At 35.2% G+C, this 15556-nt stretch carries 16 protein-coding genes; 13 read left to right on the top strand and 3 right to left on the bottom strand.

Annotation, left to right across the window (positions count from 1 at the left end; all coding sequences use genetic code 11):
* The first annotated feature begins 102 nt into the window (after positions 1 to 102).
* Positions 103 to 903, top strand: coding sequence for a patatin-like phospholipase family protein (locus KHA93_RS04145; RefSeq protein WP_233711369.1), 801 nt, complete (start codon positions 103 to 105; stop codon positions 901 to 903).
* On the opposite strand, the gene KHA93_RS04150 is transcribed toward KHA93_RS04145, so the two are convergent.
* Positions 900 to 2120, bottom strand: a complete 1221-nt coding sequence (locus KHA93_RS04150; protein ID WP_213109567.1) for a nucleotidyltransferase — start codon at positions 2118 to 2120, stop codon at positions 900 to 902. The genes KHA93_RS04145 and KHA93_RS04150 overlap by 4 nt on opposite strands.
* A 583-nt stretch (positions 2121 to 2703) precedes the next feature.
* Between KHA93_RS04150 and KHA93_RS04155 the strand changes: the two genes are divergently transcribed.
* From KHA93_RS04155 to KHA93_RS23475, 3 genes are all read left to right on the top strand, one after another.
* Positions 2704 to 3246, top strand: a complete 543-nt coding sequence (locus tag KHA93_RS04155) for a YceD family protein (RefSeq protein ID WP_349772257.1) — start codon at positions 2704 to 2706, stop codon at positions 3244 to 3246.
* 74 nt (positions 3247 to 3320) lie between these two features.
* Entirely contained in the window at positions 3321 to 3494 is a 174-nt protein-coding gene (gene rpmF, locus KHA93_RS04160; protein WP_213109569.1) for a 50S ribosomal protein L32, read from the top strand.
* A gap of 574 nt (positions 3495 to 4068) precedes the next feature.
* Positions 4069 to 4641 (top strand): RsfA family transcriptional regulator, encoded by a 573-nt coding sequence (locus KHA93_RS23475; protein WP_213109570.1) that lies wholly within the window; start codon positions 4069 to 4071, stop codon positions 4639 to 4641.
* Positions 4642 to 4766: 125 nt separating this feature from the next.
* Here the strand turns inward: KHA93_RS23475 and KHA93_RS04170 are convergent, their stop codons facing one another.
* Both KHA93_RS04170 and KHA93_RS04175 read right to left on the bottom strand, forming a co-directional pair.
* On the bottom strand, positions 4767 to 5210 hold the full coding sequence (locus KHA93_RS04170; protein WP_213109571.1) for a DUF4064 domain-containing protein: 444 nt from the start codon (positions 5208 to 5210) through the stop codon (positions 4767 to 4769).
* Positions 5211 to 5391: 181 nt separating this feature from the next.
* A complete protein-coding gene (locus tag KHA93_RS04175) occupies positions 5392 to 5865 on the bottom strand; it encodes an N-acetyltransferase (RefSeq protein ID WP_213109572.1) in 474 nt (157 codons plus the stop codon).
* Positions 5866 to 6027: 162 nt separating this feature from the next.
* Between KHA93_RS04175 and KHA93_RS04180 the strand changes: the two genes are divergently transcribed.
* The 9 genes from KHA93_RS04180 (at position 6028) to KHA93_RS04220 (ending at position 15286) form a co-directional block, all read left to right on the top strand.
* Complete coding sequence (locus KHA93_RS04180) at positions 6028 to 6246, top strand: acyl-CoA carboxylase biotin carboxyl carrier protein subunit (RefSeq protein ID WP_213109573.1); 219 nt, start codon at positions 6028 to 6030, stop codon at positions 6244 to 6246.
* Between the two features lie 16 nt (positions 6247 to 6262).
* Positions 6263 to 7795, top strand: a complete 1533-nt coding sequence (locus KHA93_RS04185) for an acyl-CoA carboxylase subunit beta (RefSeq protein WP_432806302.1) — start codon at positions 6263 to 6265, stop codon at positions 7793 to 7795.
* A 51-nt stretch (positions 7796 to 7846) separates the two neighbouring features.
* Positions 7847 to 8764: a 2-dehydropantoate 2-reductase gene (locus KHA93_RS04190; RefSeq protein ID WP_213109575.1), complete on the top strand. Its 918-nt coding sequence runs from the start codon at positions 7847 to 7849 to the stop codon at positions 8762 to 8764.
* Positions 8764 to 9159 (top strand): DUF3397 domain-containing protein, encoded by a 396-nt coding sequence (locus tag KHA93_RS04195; protein WP_213109576.1) that lies wholly within the window; start codon positions 8764 to 8766, stop codon positions 9157 to 9159. Before KHA93_RS04190 ends, KHA93_RS04195 begins: the two co-directional genes overlap by 1 nt.
* Positions 9160 to 9511: 352 nt before the next feature.
* Positions 9512 to 11140: a bacillithiol biosynthesis cysteine-adding enzyme BshC gene (gene bshC / locus KHA93_RS04200; protein ID WP_213109577.1), complete on the top strand. Its 1629-nt coding sequence runs from the start codon at positions 9512 to 9514 to the stop codon at positions 11138 to 11140.
* Positions 11141 to 11272: 132 nt separating this feature from the next.
* The gene (mraZ, locus tag KHA93_RS04205) at positions 11273 to 11704 is read left to right on the top strand and encodes a division/cell wall cluster transcriptional repressor MraZ (protein ID WP_213109578.1); all 432 of its coding nucleotides are present in this window, start codon (positions 11273 to 11275) and stop codon (positions 11702 to 11704) included.
* A 27-nt stretch (positions 11705 to 11731) separates the two neighbouring features.
* On the top strand, positions 11732 to 12664 hold the full coding sequence (gene rsmH, locus KHA93_RS04210; protein WP_213109579.1) for a 16S rRNA (cytosine(1402)-N(4))-methyltransferase RsmH: 933 nt from the start codon (positions 11732 to 11734) through the stop codon (positions 12662 to 12664).
* Positions 12665 to 12713: 49 nt separating this feature from the next.
* On the top strand, positions 12714 to 13076 hold the full coding sequence (gene ftsL, locus KHA93_RS04215) for a cell division protein FtsL (protein ID WP_213109580.1): 363 nt from the start codon (positions 12714 to 12716) through the stop codon (positions 13074 to 13076).
* Positions 13073 to 15286 (top strand): penicillin-binding protein, encoded by a 2214-nt coding sequence (locus KHA93_RS04220; RefSeq protein WP_213109581.1) that lies wholly within the window; start codon positions 13073 to 13075, stop codon positions 15284 to 15286. Before ftsL ends, KHA93_RS04220 begins: the two co-directional genes overlap by 4 nt.
* Positions 15287 to 15556 lie beyond the last annotated feature (270 nt).

Consider the following 15556-nt stretch of genomic DNA (forward strand, 5'->3'; position numbering starts at 1 on the left):
AAATTCAATGGCCCTACCCCCTGTCCAACATCCACATAATCAATATACTCATAGAATAGTCTTTTAGACCATAAAATGTGGTGGGGGGAGATATGTGTGATAATGCCGAAAATTGGGTTGGCATTGGGATCTGGTGGAGCAAGAGGATTTGCACATCTAGGAGTATTAAAAGCATTAAGGGATCATTCCATACCCATTCATATGATTGCTGGAAGCAGCATGGGGGCTCTTGTTGGCTGTTTCTATGCGTTTGGACATGATTTAGATCAAATAATAAAACTGTCCATTGCTTTTAAACGAAAATATTATCTTGATTTTACTGTTCCTAAAATGGGATTTATTATTGGGAACCGAGTCAAAAGCTTAGTTGATTTATTTATGCATGGTAAAAATCTAGAAGATTTGCAAATACCTGTTTGTGTCATTGCAACCGATTTGCAAACTGGTGAAAAAATAGAATTTAGGAAAGGACATATAGCATCAGTAGTAAGGGCAAGCATTGCCATACCAGGAATATTCATACCCGAAAAACTAAACGGGAGACTTCTTGTAGACGGAGGGGTCGCTGATCGAGTTCCAGTTTCGTCTGTGAAAAAAATGGGTGCTGATCTTGTAATTAGTTCAGATGTTGCAGGTGTAAATACAAAAGCAGAAATTTTAAATGTATACGATGTCATTATGCAAAGCCTAGATATTTTGCAAATGGAAATTGGTACGGCACGGGAAATTGAATCAGATATTATGATTCACCCTCCATTGGAGCAATTTAGTGCCCGTGCTTTTAAAAATATTGAAGAAATTATTAGAGTTGGGGAAGATGAAACGTTAAAAAAAATTCCTGAAATCAAAAAAATAATTCAGGAATTTCAATTAAATAGTAATGAAAAAATAAAAGAAAGCTAATATTTATTCTCATACAATATAGGTGGTTGTGCAAACTCTTGTTTAAGTAATATAGAGCGTTCTGGTTCAGACAGGGCAAGCGCATAAATATTAGATGCTTTTAAATCAAGTTCTAGCATGTCGTTTTGAAACCCGGATACTTTTGAAATGAGTGGAACTTGAAGTTCTTTTTTTATTGTCCTTACATATTCTCGTCCTCGCTCGTTCATTCCAAGCAGTCGAATATATTGTGGATTTTTATCTAAAGACTGTATCGTCTGTTTTTTTGTATTTGTAAGAATGTGAATACATGTTCTTTGCAGCCTTGTCCATGTATATCTTTTTGTTTTGATGAATGTCATGAACTCTTCAAAGCTACTAGATGATTGGCTTGCTTTTATTAGACGATTTTCCAAACCTTCACTCACATCATAAATTTCTTCTAACTCTTCTTTTGTCATGGATAATATTTTATATTGAAGAAGAGACCAATACTGTTCCCATGAATGAAATTGTCCAAACATATCATGATAATTATGTAGCTCAATAAAAGTGCCGTTTGGAACATATTCACGGATTTCGTTAAAATCACTATGGAAATGAATTGATTTTCGAATAGATGTAGCACTTGTAATGGAGGAGCCACTTAAATATTCATCATGATGTTCAGCACTTTTTCTCTTTACGGTATGAAAAGATATGCTAGTATTTATTATTTCTCCTGCAGTCATATAATGATATCCAAGAATATTATTCGGTTTTGTCAAATCAACAATATTCCCGTTCGGTTTTAACTCTTTAAATGCAGAAGACAGAGCGGAAGGATAGCTTATCCCTTGTTTAATAAATTTTCGAATATAGGTGTCATATTCGTCTTTATGATCGTTGATAAACTGAACTGTTTCATAAAACTGATGAATGTCACCAGATTCACTTCCGAAACAAATATTTCTGCAGCCAATTGCATTTAATAACGAAACAGCTCCATATGCAAATATTTCTGCATTTTGAACTGCGAATGCATAAGGTAATTCTATAACGATATCGACACCAGCTTGTAATGCCATTTTTGTACGTGTCCATTTGTTTACTAGGGCGGGCTCACCTCTTTGTAGAAAGTTTCCGCTCATAACGGCAATAGCAATGTCGGATTGGGCTAATTTTTTTGCCGATTGGAATTGGAATCTGTGCCCATTATGAAATGGATTATATTCAGCTACTATCCCTACAGAATTCATTAGTTGATCCTCCATTTGTTACCAAGAACTTGTAAATGATTTATTCACATCATACTTGAAAAAGTTTGGAATGAAAATAGGATGCTTAAAGAACACGCTAGACGGAACTATTTATTAAGACATGAGAATAGTTTATTCCTTTTTAAAAAAAATGAGAAAAAGCATACCTTCATTTCAAAGTCTATACTCTTAATGATTATTATGGTGGCCATTATCCCAATGATAGTCACAATAACCATTATGTTACCTAGGTGTAAAAGCTACAGAAATAGGGTAATCTGAATAACCTTAGCTAGGATCTGATAAGCTGGCAGGCTAATGGTCTAGGCATAAAATAGAGATTTGTGTAGAATTCGTCAAATTATTTCACAACTAAGTTTTATACTCAAAATAGTGTATACTGATGTATGTTTAAGGAATAGATACCCGTCAGATTGTTCTTTAAGAAGTCGAAAAGAAAATAGATAAAAAGAAAGACCGAGGTGAAAGCTAAAATAAGGAAGAATTTTTTTCTACATTTACGTAATTTATTGACAAAAATATAAGTGAAAGCTATAATTACTTTTGTTGCCTAGAGGTGATCGTGTTGAAATGGACAGTTTTACAATTACAAAAATTTCGTGATGTGGAACTAGAAATAGATAAGCTAGTGGATGTCTCTCAAGATCTCATGAAAAGAGATTCTGAAATTAGAGATGCATCGCCTATACATGTTACAGGTACAGCACGAATTGATTCTCGGAAAGTTGTGTTTCATCTTCATTTGACAGGACAATTAATTTTGCCATGTTCTCGAACACTTGATGATGTTACATATCCAATTAATATTCACTCAACTGAGACTTTTATATTAAAACCAGTTGAATATTCTCCTAATGATGATGAGGAGATTCATGAACCTGATGAAGGTGTTGTGGACTTAATTCCCGTTATTGAAGAATTAATATTATTGGAAGTTCCGTTGCAGGTAATTTCTGAAACTGCAAAAAATACGGAAACACTTCAAGCTGGCCGTGATTGGGAAGTAATGACGGAAGATCAATTTAAACTTGAACAACAAAGAACTACAAACATAGACCCTCGTCTTTCGGGTCTCGCAGCATTACTGAAAGATAAAAAAGAGTAACAACATTTTTTGATTTAAAAACAATATTGTATTAACTCGAGTATTATCTCAGACCTTTTAAGGAGGTGGGAAGAATGGCAGTACCAGCTAGAAGAACTTCTAAAAAAGTAAAAAGACAAAGACGCACTCATTTTAAACTTCAGGTCCCAGGAATGGTGGCTTGCCCTAACTGTGGTGAAATGAAACTTGCACACCGCGTTTGCAAAGAGTGTGGAACGTATAAAGGAAAAGAAGTAGTAGGTAACTAATAATAATCCAAAAAAGCGTGAAGAGATCATCTCTTCACGCTTTTATCTTTCTTAAGAAAATTATTAACCATAGTTGTTGGAGTTGGCTTTCCTGCTTTGCTCCAGCGCCGTTCGACTCGTATTCTCCTAGTCCTTATCCTCACGATAGGGAACAACGACTAATCTTGTATGGCCATTTATGCTTGGAATCAAGTTAAAAGCCACTAACTTATAAAATATAAGATCAACTTCCCGGGGTGGTGAATATTTGTTAAGATCGAATTTCTTCCTCTCATCAAGTGTCTTCTTTTTTCAAACTAGTAGTGCTTCCTTTTTTGTAAGTGGATCGAGAAAGGAAGGTCAACAAAATCGCCATGTCCTTATGTCTTAGGTAATTCACTCCCATTCTGTGGTAGTGTACAATGATAAACGGGGGCATACACTTTTGTTCATAATCCTTTAATCTCAATTCATTGTGAAAAAATTATAATCATAGGCAATTTCGTCAAATTGTAATTCATATATATTTTTACTAGAGCTGGATTCTATCTATCCCTGCAACTGCATATACTTAGAAAAAAATAGGGGTGATAAAATGACAGCTGCACGGCAGGATGCTTGGACTTCTGATGAGGATTTAGTGCTTGCGGAATTAGTGCTTGCCTACATAAGGCAAGGCAACACACAACTCCACGCTTTTGAGGAAGCTGGGAGAAAATTAAAAAGAACAGCGGCGGCATGCGGTTTTCGTTGGAATTCTAACATTCGAAAAAAATATAAAGAAGGAATAGATCTTGCTAAGAAACAAAGGAATGTAAATAAAAAAGATAAAAGTACGGAAGTAAAAGAATATAGTGTTCCAGGCATTGAAAATAAGGAAATACCCACGGATGATTCCATTATTCTTTCAGATGCTATACTTTTTTTTCAAAAGCTGGAGAATGAACTTGCTGCCATTGAAAAATATAAACAAGAAAATAATCAACTGAAAAATGAGATGTTGGCATACAAAGCCGATAAGGAAGCGGCCTTTAGAGCAATGGAAGAAATGACAAAAGAATTTAATCAACTAAAGGATGAATACCGTTCACTTATTACTCTTTTGGATAAGGCTAGGAAAATGGCAGGGGAATTGTCGGACGCTGAAAAAGTAAATGCAATTTTTTGAAAATTGGAGCTTGCTATAGTAAATGTTGATTTTATCTGACTGGAGCTTATTAGGATGGGTTTAAATTCTTTACTGCTTAAAAAATGGAAAAAGAGCCGTAACGGCTCTTTTAAATTTGCAGTGGTTTAAAAGTTTTCCAAATGTTCATCGCTCGGGTTAGGCTCTACTGGCTTTCTGGCAAAACACATAATCCCCGCAATTAAGTACAGCAAGGCTGGTAAAAATCCGAATCCAAATGAAATGACTCCAACTAATATTGCGCCAATAATAAACATAAAGCCTGCAAGCTTAGGTTTATTATTCCCTTTAACCGTGATAACTCCAATGACTCCTAGAATAATACCTAAAATAGCTGCAATAATTAATGCCCAACCAGCACCTAATATAAAACTAAGAGCTAAATCAATATCATCCGGGTTAACGGCAGGATCGTTCAATGATTCTTCCATTACAAACGATTTAAGGTCTTCCGAATCACTGATCCACATAAAAAACATACCAACTAATGCGGTCAGTGCACTTAAAATGATGCCAATAATTCCTAATGTAACTTCTGCTGTCCGTTTCAAACAATAACCTCCTGCAATAAAATTATTATGGACACATCTCATTATACGAGATACAAGCTAAATAGTTTCAAATAATATAAGATATTTTGTAGGAAATTAGTACTGTTTTTCTATTGCACTCTTCTTTGAAAAATCTGTGGAAAGAATTGTATTTTCTTTTGACCTTTTCCCAGAAGTTCTCTTAATGTTTTTGTTCAGAAACTCCAAAAGGGTACCACACAAGAGGATTTTCCCCCAAGTCCCGTTCCACTTCATATTTTACTGGTTCAAATCCCATTTTTTCAAAAAACTTGCGAGAGTTCATTCGAGGGTTCGTTTTGATCGGCATATTATAGTTTTTTGCATAATTAATTAGTTTTTTTCCATAATTATTATTTTGGTATCCCGGCAATACTTCTAGCTTCCAAATTTCTAAATAATCTTGAGGAGGATCAAAATATTGATCAAAAAGTGAATCCTTTCGATACAAACTCATGCGAGCAACAAGCTTGTCACCGAAATATATACCATAAAAAGGTGAGTGTGAATCATCCTCAATCATATTAGCTTGTAAATCCTCTAGCATAGATAGTTCTTGGGCGCCATATTCTTTAAATTTTTTAAATTCTTCCATTGTTTTATAGTTTATTTTTAACTTTTCCACTTTGGGATTCATGTAAAGTCCTCCTTACAACTTATTTATTGATATTTGATATCAATCTATATTGATAGAAAAAACCTAACAATCATGATAAATCACCTTAATCAATATTATATATCAAAGATCAAAATTATTCAGTGATTGAAAGTTAGTTGATTATATGAGGAGGAGTTTTTTGTGAAAACGATTGAATCACCTATTACTGGCATCGTATTAAGAATCGATTCATCGGTCGGTGAAGAAGTATCTGTTGGTCAAGTTGTTATCGTTCTAGAATCGATGAAGATGGAAATTCCAGTTGAAATGATGGAACGAGGTAAAATTACAGAAATAAAAGTAATGGTAGATGATTTTATTAATGAAGGTGATGTCCTACTCGTGTATGAATCTTTATAAAAAGGAGGTCGTATGCTTGTCTACTGAATTTGATAAGTTACAGGAGAAACGCAAGACTATTTATAAAGGCGGTAATTCTAAATATCACGAGAAATTAAAGGTGCAAAATAAATTATTTGTACGAGACCGTCTCTCGTTTCTTTTTGATGATGGAATGTATGAGGAGGACGGTTTGTTTGCAAATTTATATTCAAAGGATCTTCCTGCGGATGGTGTCATTACTGCAATCGGAAAAATCAATGAGCAAACAGTTTGTGTAATGGCAAATGATTCTACAGTGAAAGCTGGATCGTGGGGAGAAAGGACAGTAGAAAAAATCATACGTATTCAAGAAACAGCTGAGAGATTAAAAGTTCCCCTTCTATATTTGGTGGATTCTGCCGGTGCAAGGATTACTGATCAGCTTGAAATGTTTCCGAATAGACGTGGAGCGGGTAGGATCTTTCATAACCAAGTAAAATTATCCGGTATGATACCGCAATTATGTATTTTATTTGGCCCCTCTGCAGCTGGTGGTGCGTATATCCCCGCCTTTTGTGATTGTGTTATTATGGTTGAAAACAATGCTTCCATGTATTTAGGTTCCCCTCGAATGGCTGAAAAGGTTATTGGAGAAAAAGTAAGCCTTGAAGAAATGGGCGGGGCCAGAATGCATTGTTCTGTAAGTGGTTGTGGAGATATCTTAGTGAAAACAGAGGAAGAGGCCATCGAAATGGCTAAAACTTATCTTTCATACTTCCCGGCAAACTATCAAGAAAAAACAAGGAAAGGGAAAGCCCAAGATCCTAAAAATGGAAGATCACTGGAGGCTATCATTCCATTAAATCAAAATGTCCCATTTGATATGTATGAAGCCATGGATACATTTATTGATTTAGGTAGTTTTTTTGAAATTAAGAAACTTTTCGCCTCAGAGTTGATTACTGGTTTTGCACGAATAGATGGGAGAGTAATTGGCATTATTGCAAATCAACCAAAAACAAAAGGAGGAGTTCTTTTTATTGACTCCGCCGATAAAGGGGCAAGGTTTATTCAGTTATGTGATGCTTTTCATATTCCATTGCTTTTTCTAGCTGACGTACCAGGATTTATGATCGGAACGAAAGTAGAACGAGCCGGAATCATTAGGCATGGAGCTAAGTTGATTGCTGCGATGAGTTCAGCAACGGTCCCTAAAATTTCCGTAATCATGAGAAAAGCATACGGTGCAGGTCTTTATGCAATGGCGGGACCGGCTTTCGATCCGGATTGTTGCATCGCTTTACCAACAGCACAAATAGCGGTTATGGGTCCGGAAGCGGCTGTTAATGCAGTGTATTCAAATAAGATTATTGAAATAGTGGACCCAGTTGAACGTTTAGATTTTATTAAAGGAAAGCAAGAAGAATATAAAGAGCATATTGATATTTATAAACTAGCATCTGATTTAATCATCGATGAAATTGTAGCCGCAAATGAATTGAGGAACACGCTCATTTCTAGATTTGCTCTATATGAAACGAAAGAAATACCTGAGATTAAACGTAAACATCCAGTTTTCCCTGTCTGATTATTTTAAATTCCCAGATTGACATATCTTTGTTACAATAGTCCTATAAACATGTTAACGGGTGATGTTGTGAATATTGGTATAGTTGGCGGAGGGGCAGTTGGGCTTCTTTTTGGAGCATATTTTAGCTATTATCATAATGTATCTATCTTTGCTAAAACGCAAAAACAGGCAAGAGTATTAAATAATCATGGAATTACTTTACTTCGAGAACATACTAACAATAGGTGTAATGTAATTGGGTATGGAGAATATGATAATTTGGCTAATCAAGATTTTATTATTGTAGCCGTTAAACAATATGATCTCGAATCTTTGGAGGATGTTATAAAAAAAATTCCTAAGCACATACCTATTCTCTTTATTCAAAACGGGATGGGGCATTTGCAGCTATTGGATGCTTTGCCCCATACTTCTATTTATGTTGGAACGGTTGAGCATGGTGTACTGAGAATTGATTATGAAACGATCAGGCATACAGGAATCGGAAAAACGAATATTGCCGTTTATCGTGGGCTCGAACAAGATTTCGAAAAATTTCCTGCAATGAATGACCCTTTTTTTCCTATTCAGTTTCAATCAAATTATATACATATGCTTAATTCGAAATTGATTGCCAATGCATTAATTAATCCGTTAACAGCTATCTATCAAGTCCCAAATGGAAGGATTATCGAAAATCCATATTATTATGAAACTTTTTTACGGTTATTTAATGAAATCTTTCCTTTATTTCCGGAAATGGATCAAAATGATGTACTGCAAGAAGTAGTAGGGATTTGTAAAAAAACGGAACATAATACATCTTCTATGTTAAAAGATTTAAAGGAAGGACGAAGAACGGAAATAGACGCGATTTTAGGTTATATCATTGATGAGGGAAATAAAAAAGGACAGGCTTTACCTTTTACAAAAATAATATTCAAAATGATAAAGGGGAAGGAATTAGAAGGGGGATTAAGTGAATAATGATCGTTTTTATCACCTCATTGGCTGCAATATTTATTATTCTGCCTGTACTTCTCTATGCTCTTGTATATTACATAATGAAACAATGGACTAAAAATCACCGAAAAGCTAAAGGTGCGGCTATTAATTTAACGACTTTCGTATTAATTTTATCAGTGCATTATTTAATTTTAACCATTTGGTCTAAATCTTTGCTTTGGGTAATCATTCTTTTCATATTATTCACAGCTATTGTGTTTACTTTTATTTACTGGAAAGTGAAGGAAGAAGTTAATTACGCAAAAGTATTTAAAGGTTTTTGGAGGTTGAACTTTTTACTGTTTTCGGCTATATACATAAGCTTGCTAATATACGGAGCAGCCTCACGAGCAGTTGAAGCCATAATATTTGGTTGACTCAATTTTTCAAAAAGCCAAGAAATCATTATTTTTTATAGTCTATATTTTTGAATTTCGGCTTTTGCTGAGCTCCAGCGCCTATAGACTAGCAAACATCTTGTCTCTTTGCGTAGGAGGCCAGATTCGTCCTATTGGGCTTATCTTGTTTCCTTTATCTCAGTCCGAAGTTCCAAATAGGAACGTCGACTAAAACCGCCACGTCCTATAGCGACGTCTGCGAACTCGCTACTTGCAGGCCTGTACGTCGATAAGCAAGTTGCTTGCGCTTTTCTTGAAACAACATAATATCTTTTATAAAAAGATTTTGCTATACTAACGCTTAGGAAAATGCAGAAAGGAAGTACGGCTTATGAATTTTGAAAGCATCGTCATTCCAGCTATGAACGACTTTGCTTCTCTTTATATAGAACAAAAAGAACCTGTAAAAGGCTTTTTTCATTACGATATAACGGAGAACACTGTTTACGAAAAACGATATCGCGATCTCATGTCGAGAAATATTAATCGGGCTGGCATTGCAAGAGTAATTGAAAATTATATGATGAAATTTCCTCAGTCAGATAAAACGAAACAATCATTGGAAAAATTGCGAAATGAAAATTCTGTTGTAGTGATAGGTGGACAACAAGCCGGGTTATTAACAGGACCACTTTATACGATACATAAAATAATCTCAATTATCAAACTTGCAGAAGAACAAGAAAGTAAGCTAAATCAACCAGTAGTTCCCGTTTTTTGGATTGCTGGGGAAGACCATGATTTTCTGGAAATCAATCATGTTTATGCGGAAGCAGGAAAGTCATTAAAAAAGATTTCCTTTGTTAGCAATAATGATGAAAAGAAAATGACTTCTCATATTCACTTTAATAAAGATGAAATGCTTCAATGGGTCAATACCATTTTTATGCATTTTGGCGAAAAAGAACATACCAAAAAAATATTATCTACATTACAAACTGCCATTAAGCAATATAGTTCAATAACCGATCTTTTTTCATATATCGTAATGTCTCTTTTCAAAGATTATGGCTTACTTATTATCGATTCAGCCGATCCAGCATTGAGGAAAATAGAAGAGCCTTTCTTTTCCCAATTAATCGATCAAAATGTAGAGATTACTCAAGAAGTTCTAAGCCAGCAGAAAGAGATTGAGACTCAAGGGTTTAAAAAAGCGATTGAAATGGAAGATAGCGCCGCCAACATATTTATTTATCTAAATAATGAACGGATTTTGTTAGACTATGATTCTGAACGTGATTGCTTTATATCAAAAAAAGCTCAAATTGAATTGGATCGAGAGAGCTTACATGAATTACTAAGACAAGATCCTGAAAAATTCAGTAATAATGTAGTTACAAGACCAATCATGCAGGAATGGCTTTTTCCAACGTTAGCTTTCATAGCCGGACCAGGTGAAATCGCTTACTGGGGTGAGATAAAACAAGCTTTTGACTTTTTAGGAAATAAAATGCCACCTATTATTCCTAGGATGAATATGACATTTCTTGAAGCAGCTGTCGAACGAGATATTTTCGATTTGGAATTATCAATTGAAGATATTCTTAAAAATGGTGTTACAAGAAATAAAGCCTTATTTTTGGAAAGTGTTGCTGATCAAGAATTGCGATGTATGATTGATCAAGCCAAATCTTTTTTGGAAGAGAAGTACAATTCTATTTTCGAAAGATTTGAAGAGAACGACCGAGGATTATTGCCGCTTGCTAGAAAAAATCTATCGATTCATTTGAATCAACTTGATTATATGGAACAAAAAGCAAACCATTCGCTTGAAATCAAGCATAAAACCATTTTGGAAAAATACAACCGAATTGAACGTAGTTTAAAACCAAATGGAACTCCACAAGAACGAATGTGGAATATTTTTTACTATTTAAATGAAATGGGAGAAAGCTTTATTCATCAATTGATGGAAGAAAAATATGTTTTTGATGGGACACATAAGTTAATTAGAATATAAGAAAATCAAACTATCTTAATGATAAGAGTAAACTTTAATCATTAAGATAGTTTTTTTTATTTTCTAAATAAAAAATGTGGTGGAAAGTGGGGGAATGTGGTACAGTAAAGTTAGAAAGTGGGGGCTTGTCTTATGTTTATGGGAGAATACCAACATAACATTGACACGAAGGGTCGCTTAATCGTCCCAGCTAAATTTCGTGAACATCTCGGGGAGACCTTTGTTATTACTCGTGGTCTTGATCAATGTTTATTTGGATATCCTATCGAAGAATGGCGCCTTTTGGAGGAAAAGCTAAAATCTCTCCCCATGACTAAGAAAGATGCTAGAGCATTTACGAGATTTTTTTTCTCAGGGGCCGTTGAATGTGAAATAGATAAACAAGGCAGAATCAATTTGCCAACACCACTTCTTGGATATGCAAAACTTATAAAAGAATGTGTAATTTTAGGGGTATCAAACAGAATTGAGATTTGGAGCAAGGATATTTGGGAAGACTATTTTGCAAAATCAGAAGAATCATTTGCTGAAATTGCAGAGAACATGATGGATTTTGACATTTAATTCATGTTCTTGGAAAGGTGACATCTTATGTTTAATCATACTACTGTTTTGTTAAATGAAACTGTCGAAGGATTGAATATTCGTCCTGACGGGATTTATGTGGATTGCACTCTCGGTGGTGGGGGGCATTCAGAATTAATTCTTTCCAAGCTATCCAGTGAAGGCAGGCTAATAGCATTTGATCAAGATGAAACAGCTATTGCTCATGCTAAAGAAAAACTTTCAAAGTACGAAGAAAATTTGATGTTCGTTAAAAGTAATTTTAAATATATAAAAGACAGGATTAACAGCCTAAGTATACATAACGTGGATGGGATATTATATGATTTGGGGGTTTCATCTCCACAATTAGATACTCCAGAAAGAGGATTCAGTTACCACCACAACGCACCACTTGATATGAGAATGGATCTTCAAGGAGAAATTTCAGCCTATGATGTAATAAATCAGTGGCCTTACGAAAATTTGGTTCGGATTTTTTTCCATTATGGTGAGGAAAAGTTTTCTAAACAAATTGCTAGGAAAATTGAAGCCGCTCGGGAAAAAGCTCCGATCGAAACAACTGGTGAATTAGTTGAGCTGATTAAAGAAGGGATACCGGCACCAGCTAGGAGAAAAGGTGGACATCCCGCAAAAAGAATTTTCCAAGCAATTCGAATAGCTGTAAATGATGAGCTGCATGCATTTGAAAGTTCGTTGCATCAAGCAATCGATTTGCTAAATCCTTCAGGAAGGATCAGTGTCATAACATTTCACTCGTTAGAAGATAGAATTTGTAAAACGGTGTTTAAAGAAGCGAGCGAAGGACCTCCATTGCCACCAGGGATGCCAATAATACCTCAAGGCTATGAGCCTAAGCTTAAGCTTATTAATCGAAAACCTATCATTCCTTCAGAAGAGGAATTGGACATGAATAATCGCGCTCGTTCTGCGAAATTAAGAGTTGCAGAAAAGAGATAAGAACATCGATAAACCCGTATATATGCAAACTGATGTAGGGGGAGACATTTTGAGTAATTTAGCTTATAAATATAACCAACAACGTGTAGAAGCACAACAACAAACTCAAGTTCAAGTAAAGACTGTAAGAAGACATGCGAAAATCAGTCTTGGGGAAAAATTCCTTGCAATGTTGCTTATAGCTTTCGTTGCTATTATGGCTGTTCAAATTATTTCCGCTCAGGCGCAAATATATGAAGTAAATAAAAACATTGAAGATGTCAAATCTGCTATTCATGAAAAGCAAAAAATTAATGGTGATTTGGAATCACAAGTAAAAGAACTACAAAGTCCTGAGAGAGTCATGAAAATAGCTAAAAATTCTGGGCTAAACTTGAATGAAAATAACGTCAGGGTTGTTGAGAAGAAATGAAAAACAATAAAAAAAATATGAACATAGGAGCAGCGTTTTTCTTCATTTTTTTTAGCCTGCTCTTTTTTGTATTGATTGTTAGATTTGTCACCATTCAATCTACTGGAGAAGCTGAAGGGAAAGTACTTTCGGCTAAAGCTGCACAACTATATTTGCGCCAAGAAAAAATCCCAGGTAAAAGAGGATCGATTTTTGATCATAATGGCGAAGTAATTGCCGAAGATACGGCCTCCTACACACTTGTGGCGATACTTGACGAAAAACTGACGACCGATCCGGAACATCCTCGACATGTTGTTGATCCACAAATGACCGCATCAAAACTTGCCAAGGAAATAGAGATGAGTGAATCAGAAATATTTTCGAGACTTACGAAAGAAGGAAGAAAGCAAGTAGAGTTTGGGGCTTCTGGAAAAGACTTATCGCTTAGCGTAAAGAAAAAAATTGAAGAACTAAAGCTTCCAGGCATATCTTTTATTAAAGATTCAAAACGCTTTTATCCAAACGGTATCTTTTCCTCCCATTTGGTTGGTTACGCACAAAAAGATGAGAAAACATCTGAAATTGTTGGGAAAACAGGGTTGGAAAAAAGTTATGATGATTTATTAAAAGGTAAGGATGGCTCTATTAAGTATGAGGGTGATATTTGGGATTATATTTTGCCGAATACAAGTAAACATGTCGTCGAGCCTGTAAATGGAAACGATATTTATTTAACACTTGATAAAAAAATACAAAGCTTTCTAGAAGACGCGATGAATAAGGTTGATGAGCAATATCAACCAAAGAGGATTATGGCAGTTGTCGCTGATCCGAAAACAGGGAAGATTCTTGCTATGGCACAAAGGCCAACTTATCACCCTGCAACAAGAGTCGGTATCGATAAATCATGGCATAATGAGATTATTGAAACCTCTTATGAACCAGGTTCAACGATGAAAATTTTTTCATTGGCTGCAGCGATTGAAAAGAAAGTATTTAATCCAAATGATACGTATCCTTCCGGTAGATATTATGTCGATAATAAAAGTAAGCCTATTAAAGACCATAATGGTGGTAGTGGCTGGGGATCCATAACATATCTTGAAGGGGTACAGCGTTCCTCTAATGTTGCATTTGCTTATCTTCTTGAAAAGATGGGCACAAATGCTTGGCGGGAATATATGGATAAATTTAAATTCGGCACACCGACAGGCATAGATCTTCCAAATGAGGTTCCAGGAAATATTTTGTATGACTGGCCAATTGAGAAAGTAACGAGTGTATTTGGTCAAGGTACGACAGTAACTGCCCTGCAAATGGTACAAGCCATGTCTGCCATCGCAAATGATGGAAAGATGATGAAACCATATGTCGTAGAAAAAGTTGTTAATCCAAACGATGGGACAGTGAAGGAGACAAAGCCGGAGATAGCTGGTCAACCGATTAGTAAAAAGACTGCGAGCGAAGTAAGAAGTATTTTAGAAACGGTTCTAACATCGGAACATGGTACAGGTGCAAGATATAAAATCGAAGGTTATAAAGTAGCTGGTAAAACGGGTACTGCTCAAATTCCTGATCCTACAGGCGGTTATTTAGAAGGGTTAAACAATTATATATTCTCATTCCTTGGTCTTGCTCCAGCAGATGATCCTAAATTAATCATGTATGTAGCTGTTGAACAACCTAATTTAAAAGAAGATGAGAATGGCTACCCTGAGAATGGCAGTGTTCCAGTCTCCATGATTTTTAATCCTGTAATGAAAAGCAGTTTACAGTATTTAAATATTCAACCTGAAGAAATTCAAGAGACTAAAATTGCCAGTCTTCCTAATTTCAGTAAAATGAACACGAAAGCAGCAATGGATTATATTAAGGAAAACTCATTAGAACCTATTCTGTTAGGTGTTGGAGAAAAGATTACAGGACAATCTCCAACTCCAGGGGCATCGCTAATGGAAGGTGAAAAAATAATCCTTAAAACGGATGGAAATCTTTCCTTGCCAAACATGATAGGATGGTCCAAGCGTGATGTACTAAATGTAGCCCAAATGGCTAATTTAAATGTAAATATGGTAGGAGACGGATTTGTTGCTAAGCAAAATATTAAGCCTGAATCACCAATTCACGAAGGTGATCATCTAGTCGTCAACTTGGAAACGCCAAGACAAACTATCGAACGAGAAAAAGCAGAAAAAAATAAAGAGGATGAAGATAAGCCTCTAGATTAAAAGAAAAGCAGACGCCAATGACTTAAAAGGTTTTGGCGACTGCTCTTTTTTTTAGAAATAAGAAAGCATATCATTTTAAAGGACTATAATTTTGAACTAAGGCTTTTTATTTTCTAGATCCGGGCGCCATTGGCTATAGGTCAAAAACCCATGCCGCTAAAAGCCAAACTATGTAAAGATCGTAATTGTAAGATTTGTGCTTTTTTAAACCAATAAATAGAAAAGTTAGAAAAAACCATATTAATTATTTAGTTTTTTTATCGAATTACA

This window comes from Lederbergia citrisecunda (assembly GCF_018343695.1).
GTDB lineage: Bacteria > Bacillota > Bacilli > Bacillales > Bacillaceae_C > Lederbergia > Lederbergia citrisecunda.

Excerpts from the sequence above, each read along its gene's own strand:
- KHA93_RS04145 (WP_233711369.1), top strand. The coding sequence starts at position 103 with ATGCCGAAAATTGGGTTGGCATTGGGATCTGGTGGAGCAAGAGGATTT.
- KHA93_RS04150 (WP_213109567.1), bottom strand. The coding sequence starts at position 2,120 with ATGAATTCTGTAGGGATAGTAGCTGAATATAATCCATTTCATAATGGG.
- rpmF (WP_213109569.1), top strand. The coding sequence starts at position 3,321 with ATGGCAGTACCAGCTAGAAGAACTTCTAAAAAAGTAAAAAGACAAAGA.
- KHA93_RS23475 (WP_213109570.1), top strand. The coding sequence starts at position 4,069 with ATGACAGCTGCACGGCAGGATGCTTGGACTTCTGATGAGGATTTAGTG.
- KHA93_RS04175 (WP_213109572.1), bottom strand. The coding sequence starts at position 5,865 with ATGAATCCCAAAGTGGAAAAGTTAAAAATAAACTATAAAACAATGGAA.
- KHA93_RS04190 (WP_213109575.1), top strand. The coding sequence starts at position 7,847 with ATGTTAACGGGTGATGTTGTGAATATTGGTATAGTTGGCGGAGGGGCA.
- KHA93_RS04195 (WP_213109576.1), top strand. The coding sequence starts at position 8,764 with ATGATCGTTTTTATCACCTCATTGGCTGCAATATTTATTATTCTGCCT.
- bshC (WP_213109577.1), top strand. The coding sequence starts at position 9,512 with ATGAATTTTGAAAGCATCGTCATTCCAGCTATGAACGACTTTGCTTCT.
- mraZ (WP_213109578.1), top strand. The coding sequence starts at position 11,273 with ATGTTTATGGGAGAATACCAACATAACATTGACACGAAGGGTCGCTTA.
- rsmH (WP_213109579.1), top strand. The coding sequence starts at position 11,732 with ATGTTTAATCATACTACTGTTTTGTTAAATGAAACTGTCGAAGGATTG.
- KHA93_RS04220 (WP_213109581.1), top strand. The coding sequence starts at position 13,073 with ATGAAAAACAATAAAAAAAATATGAACATAGGAGCAGCGTTTTTCTTC.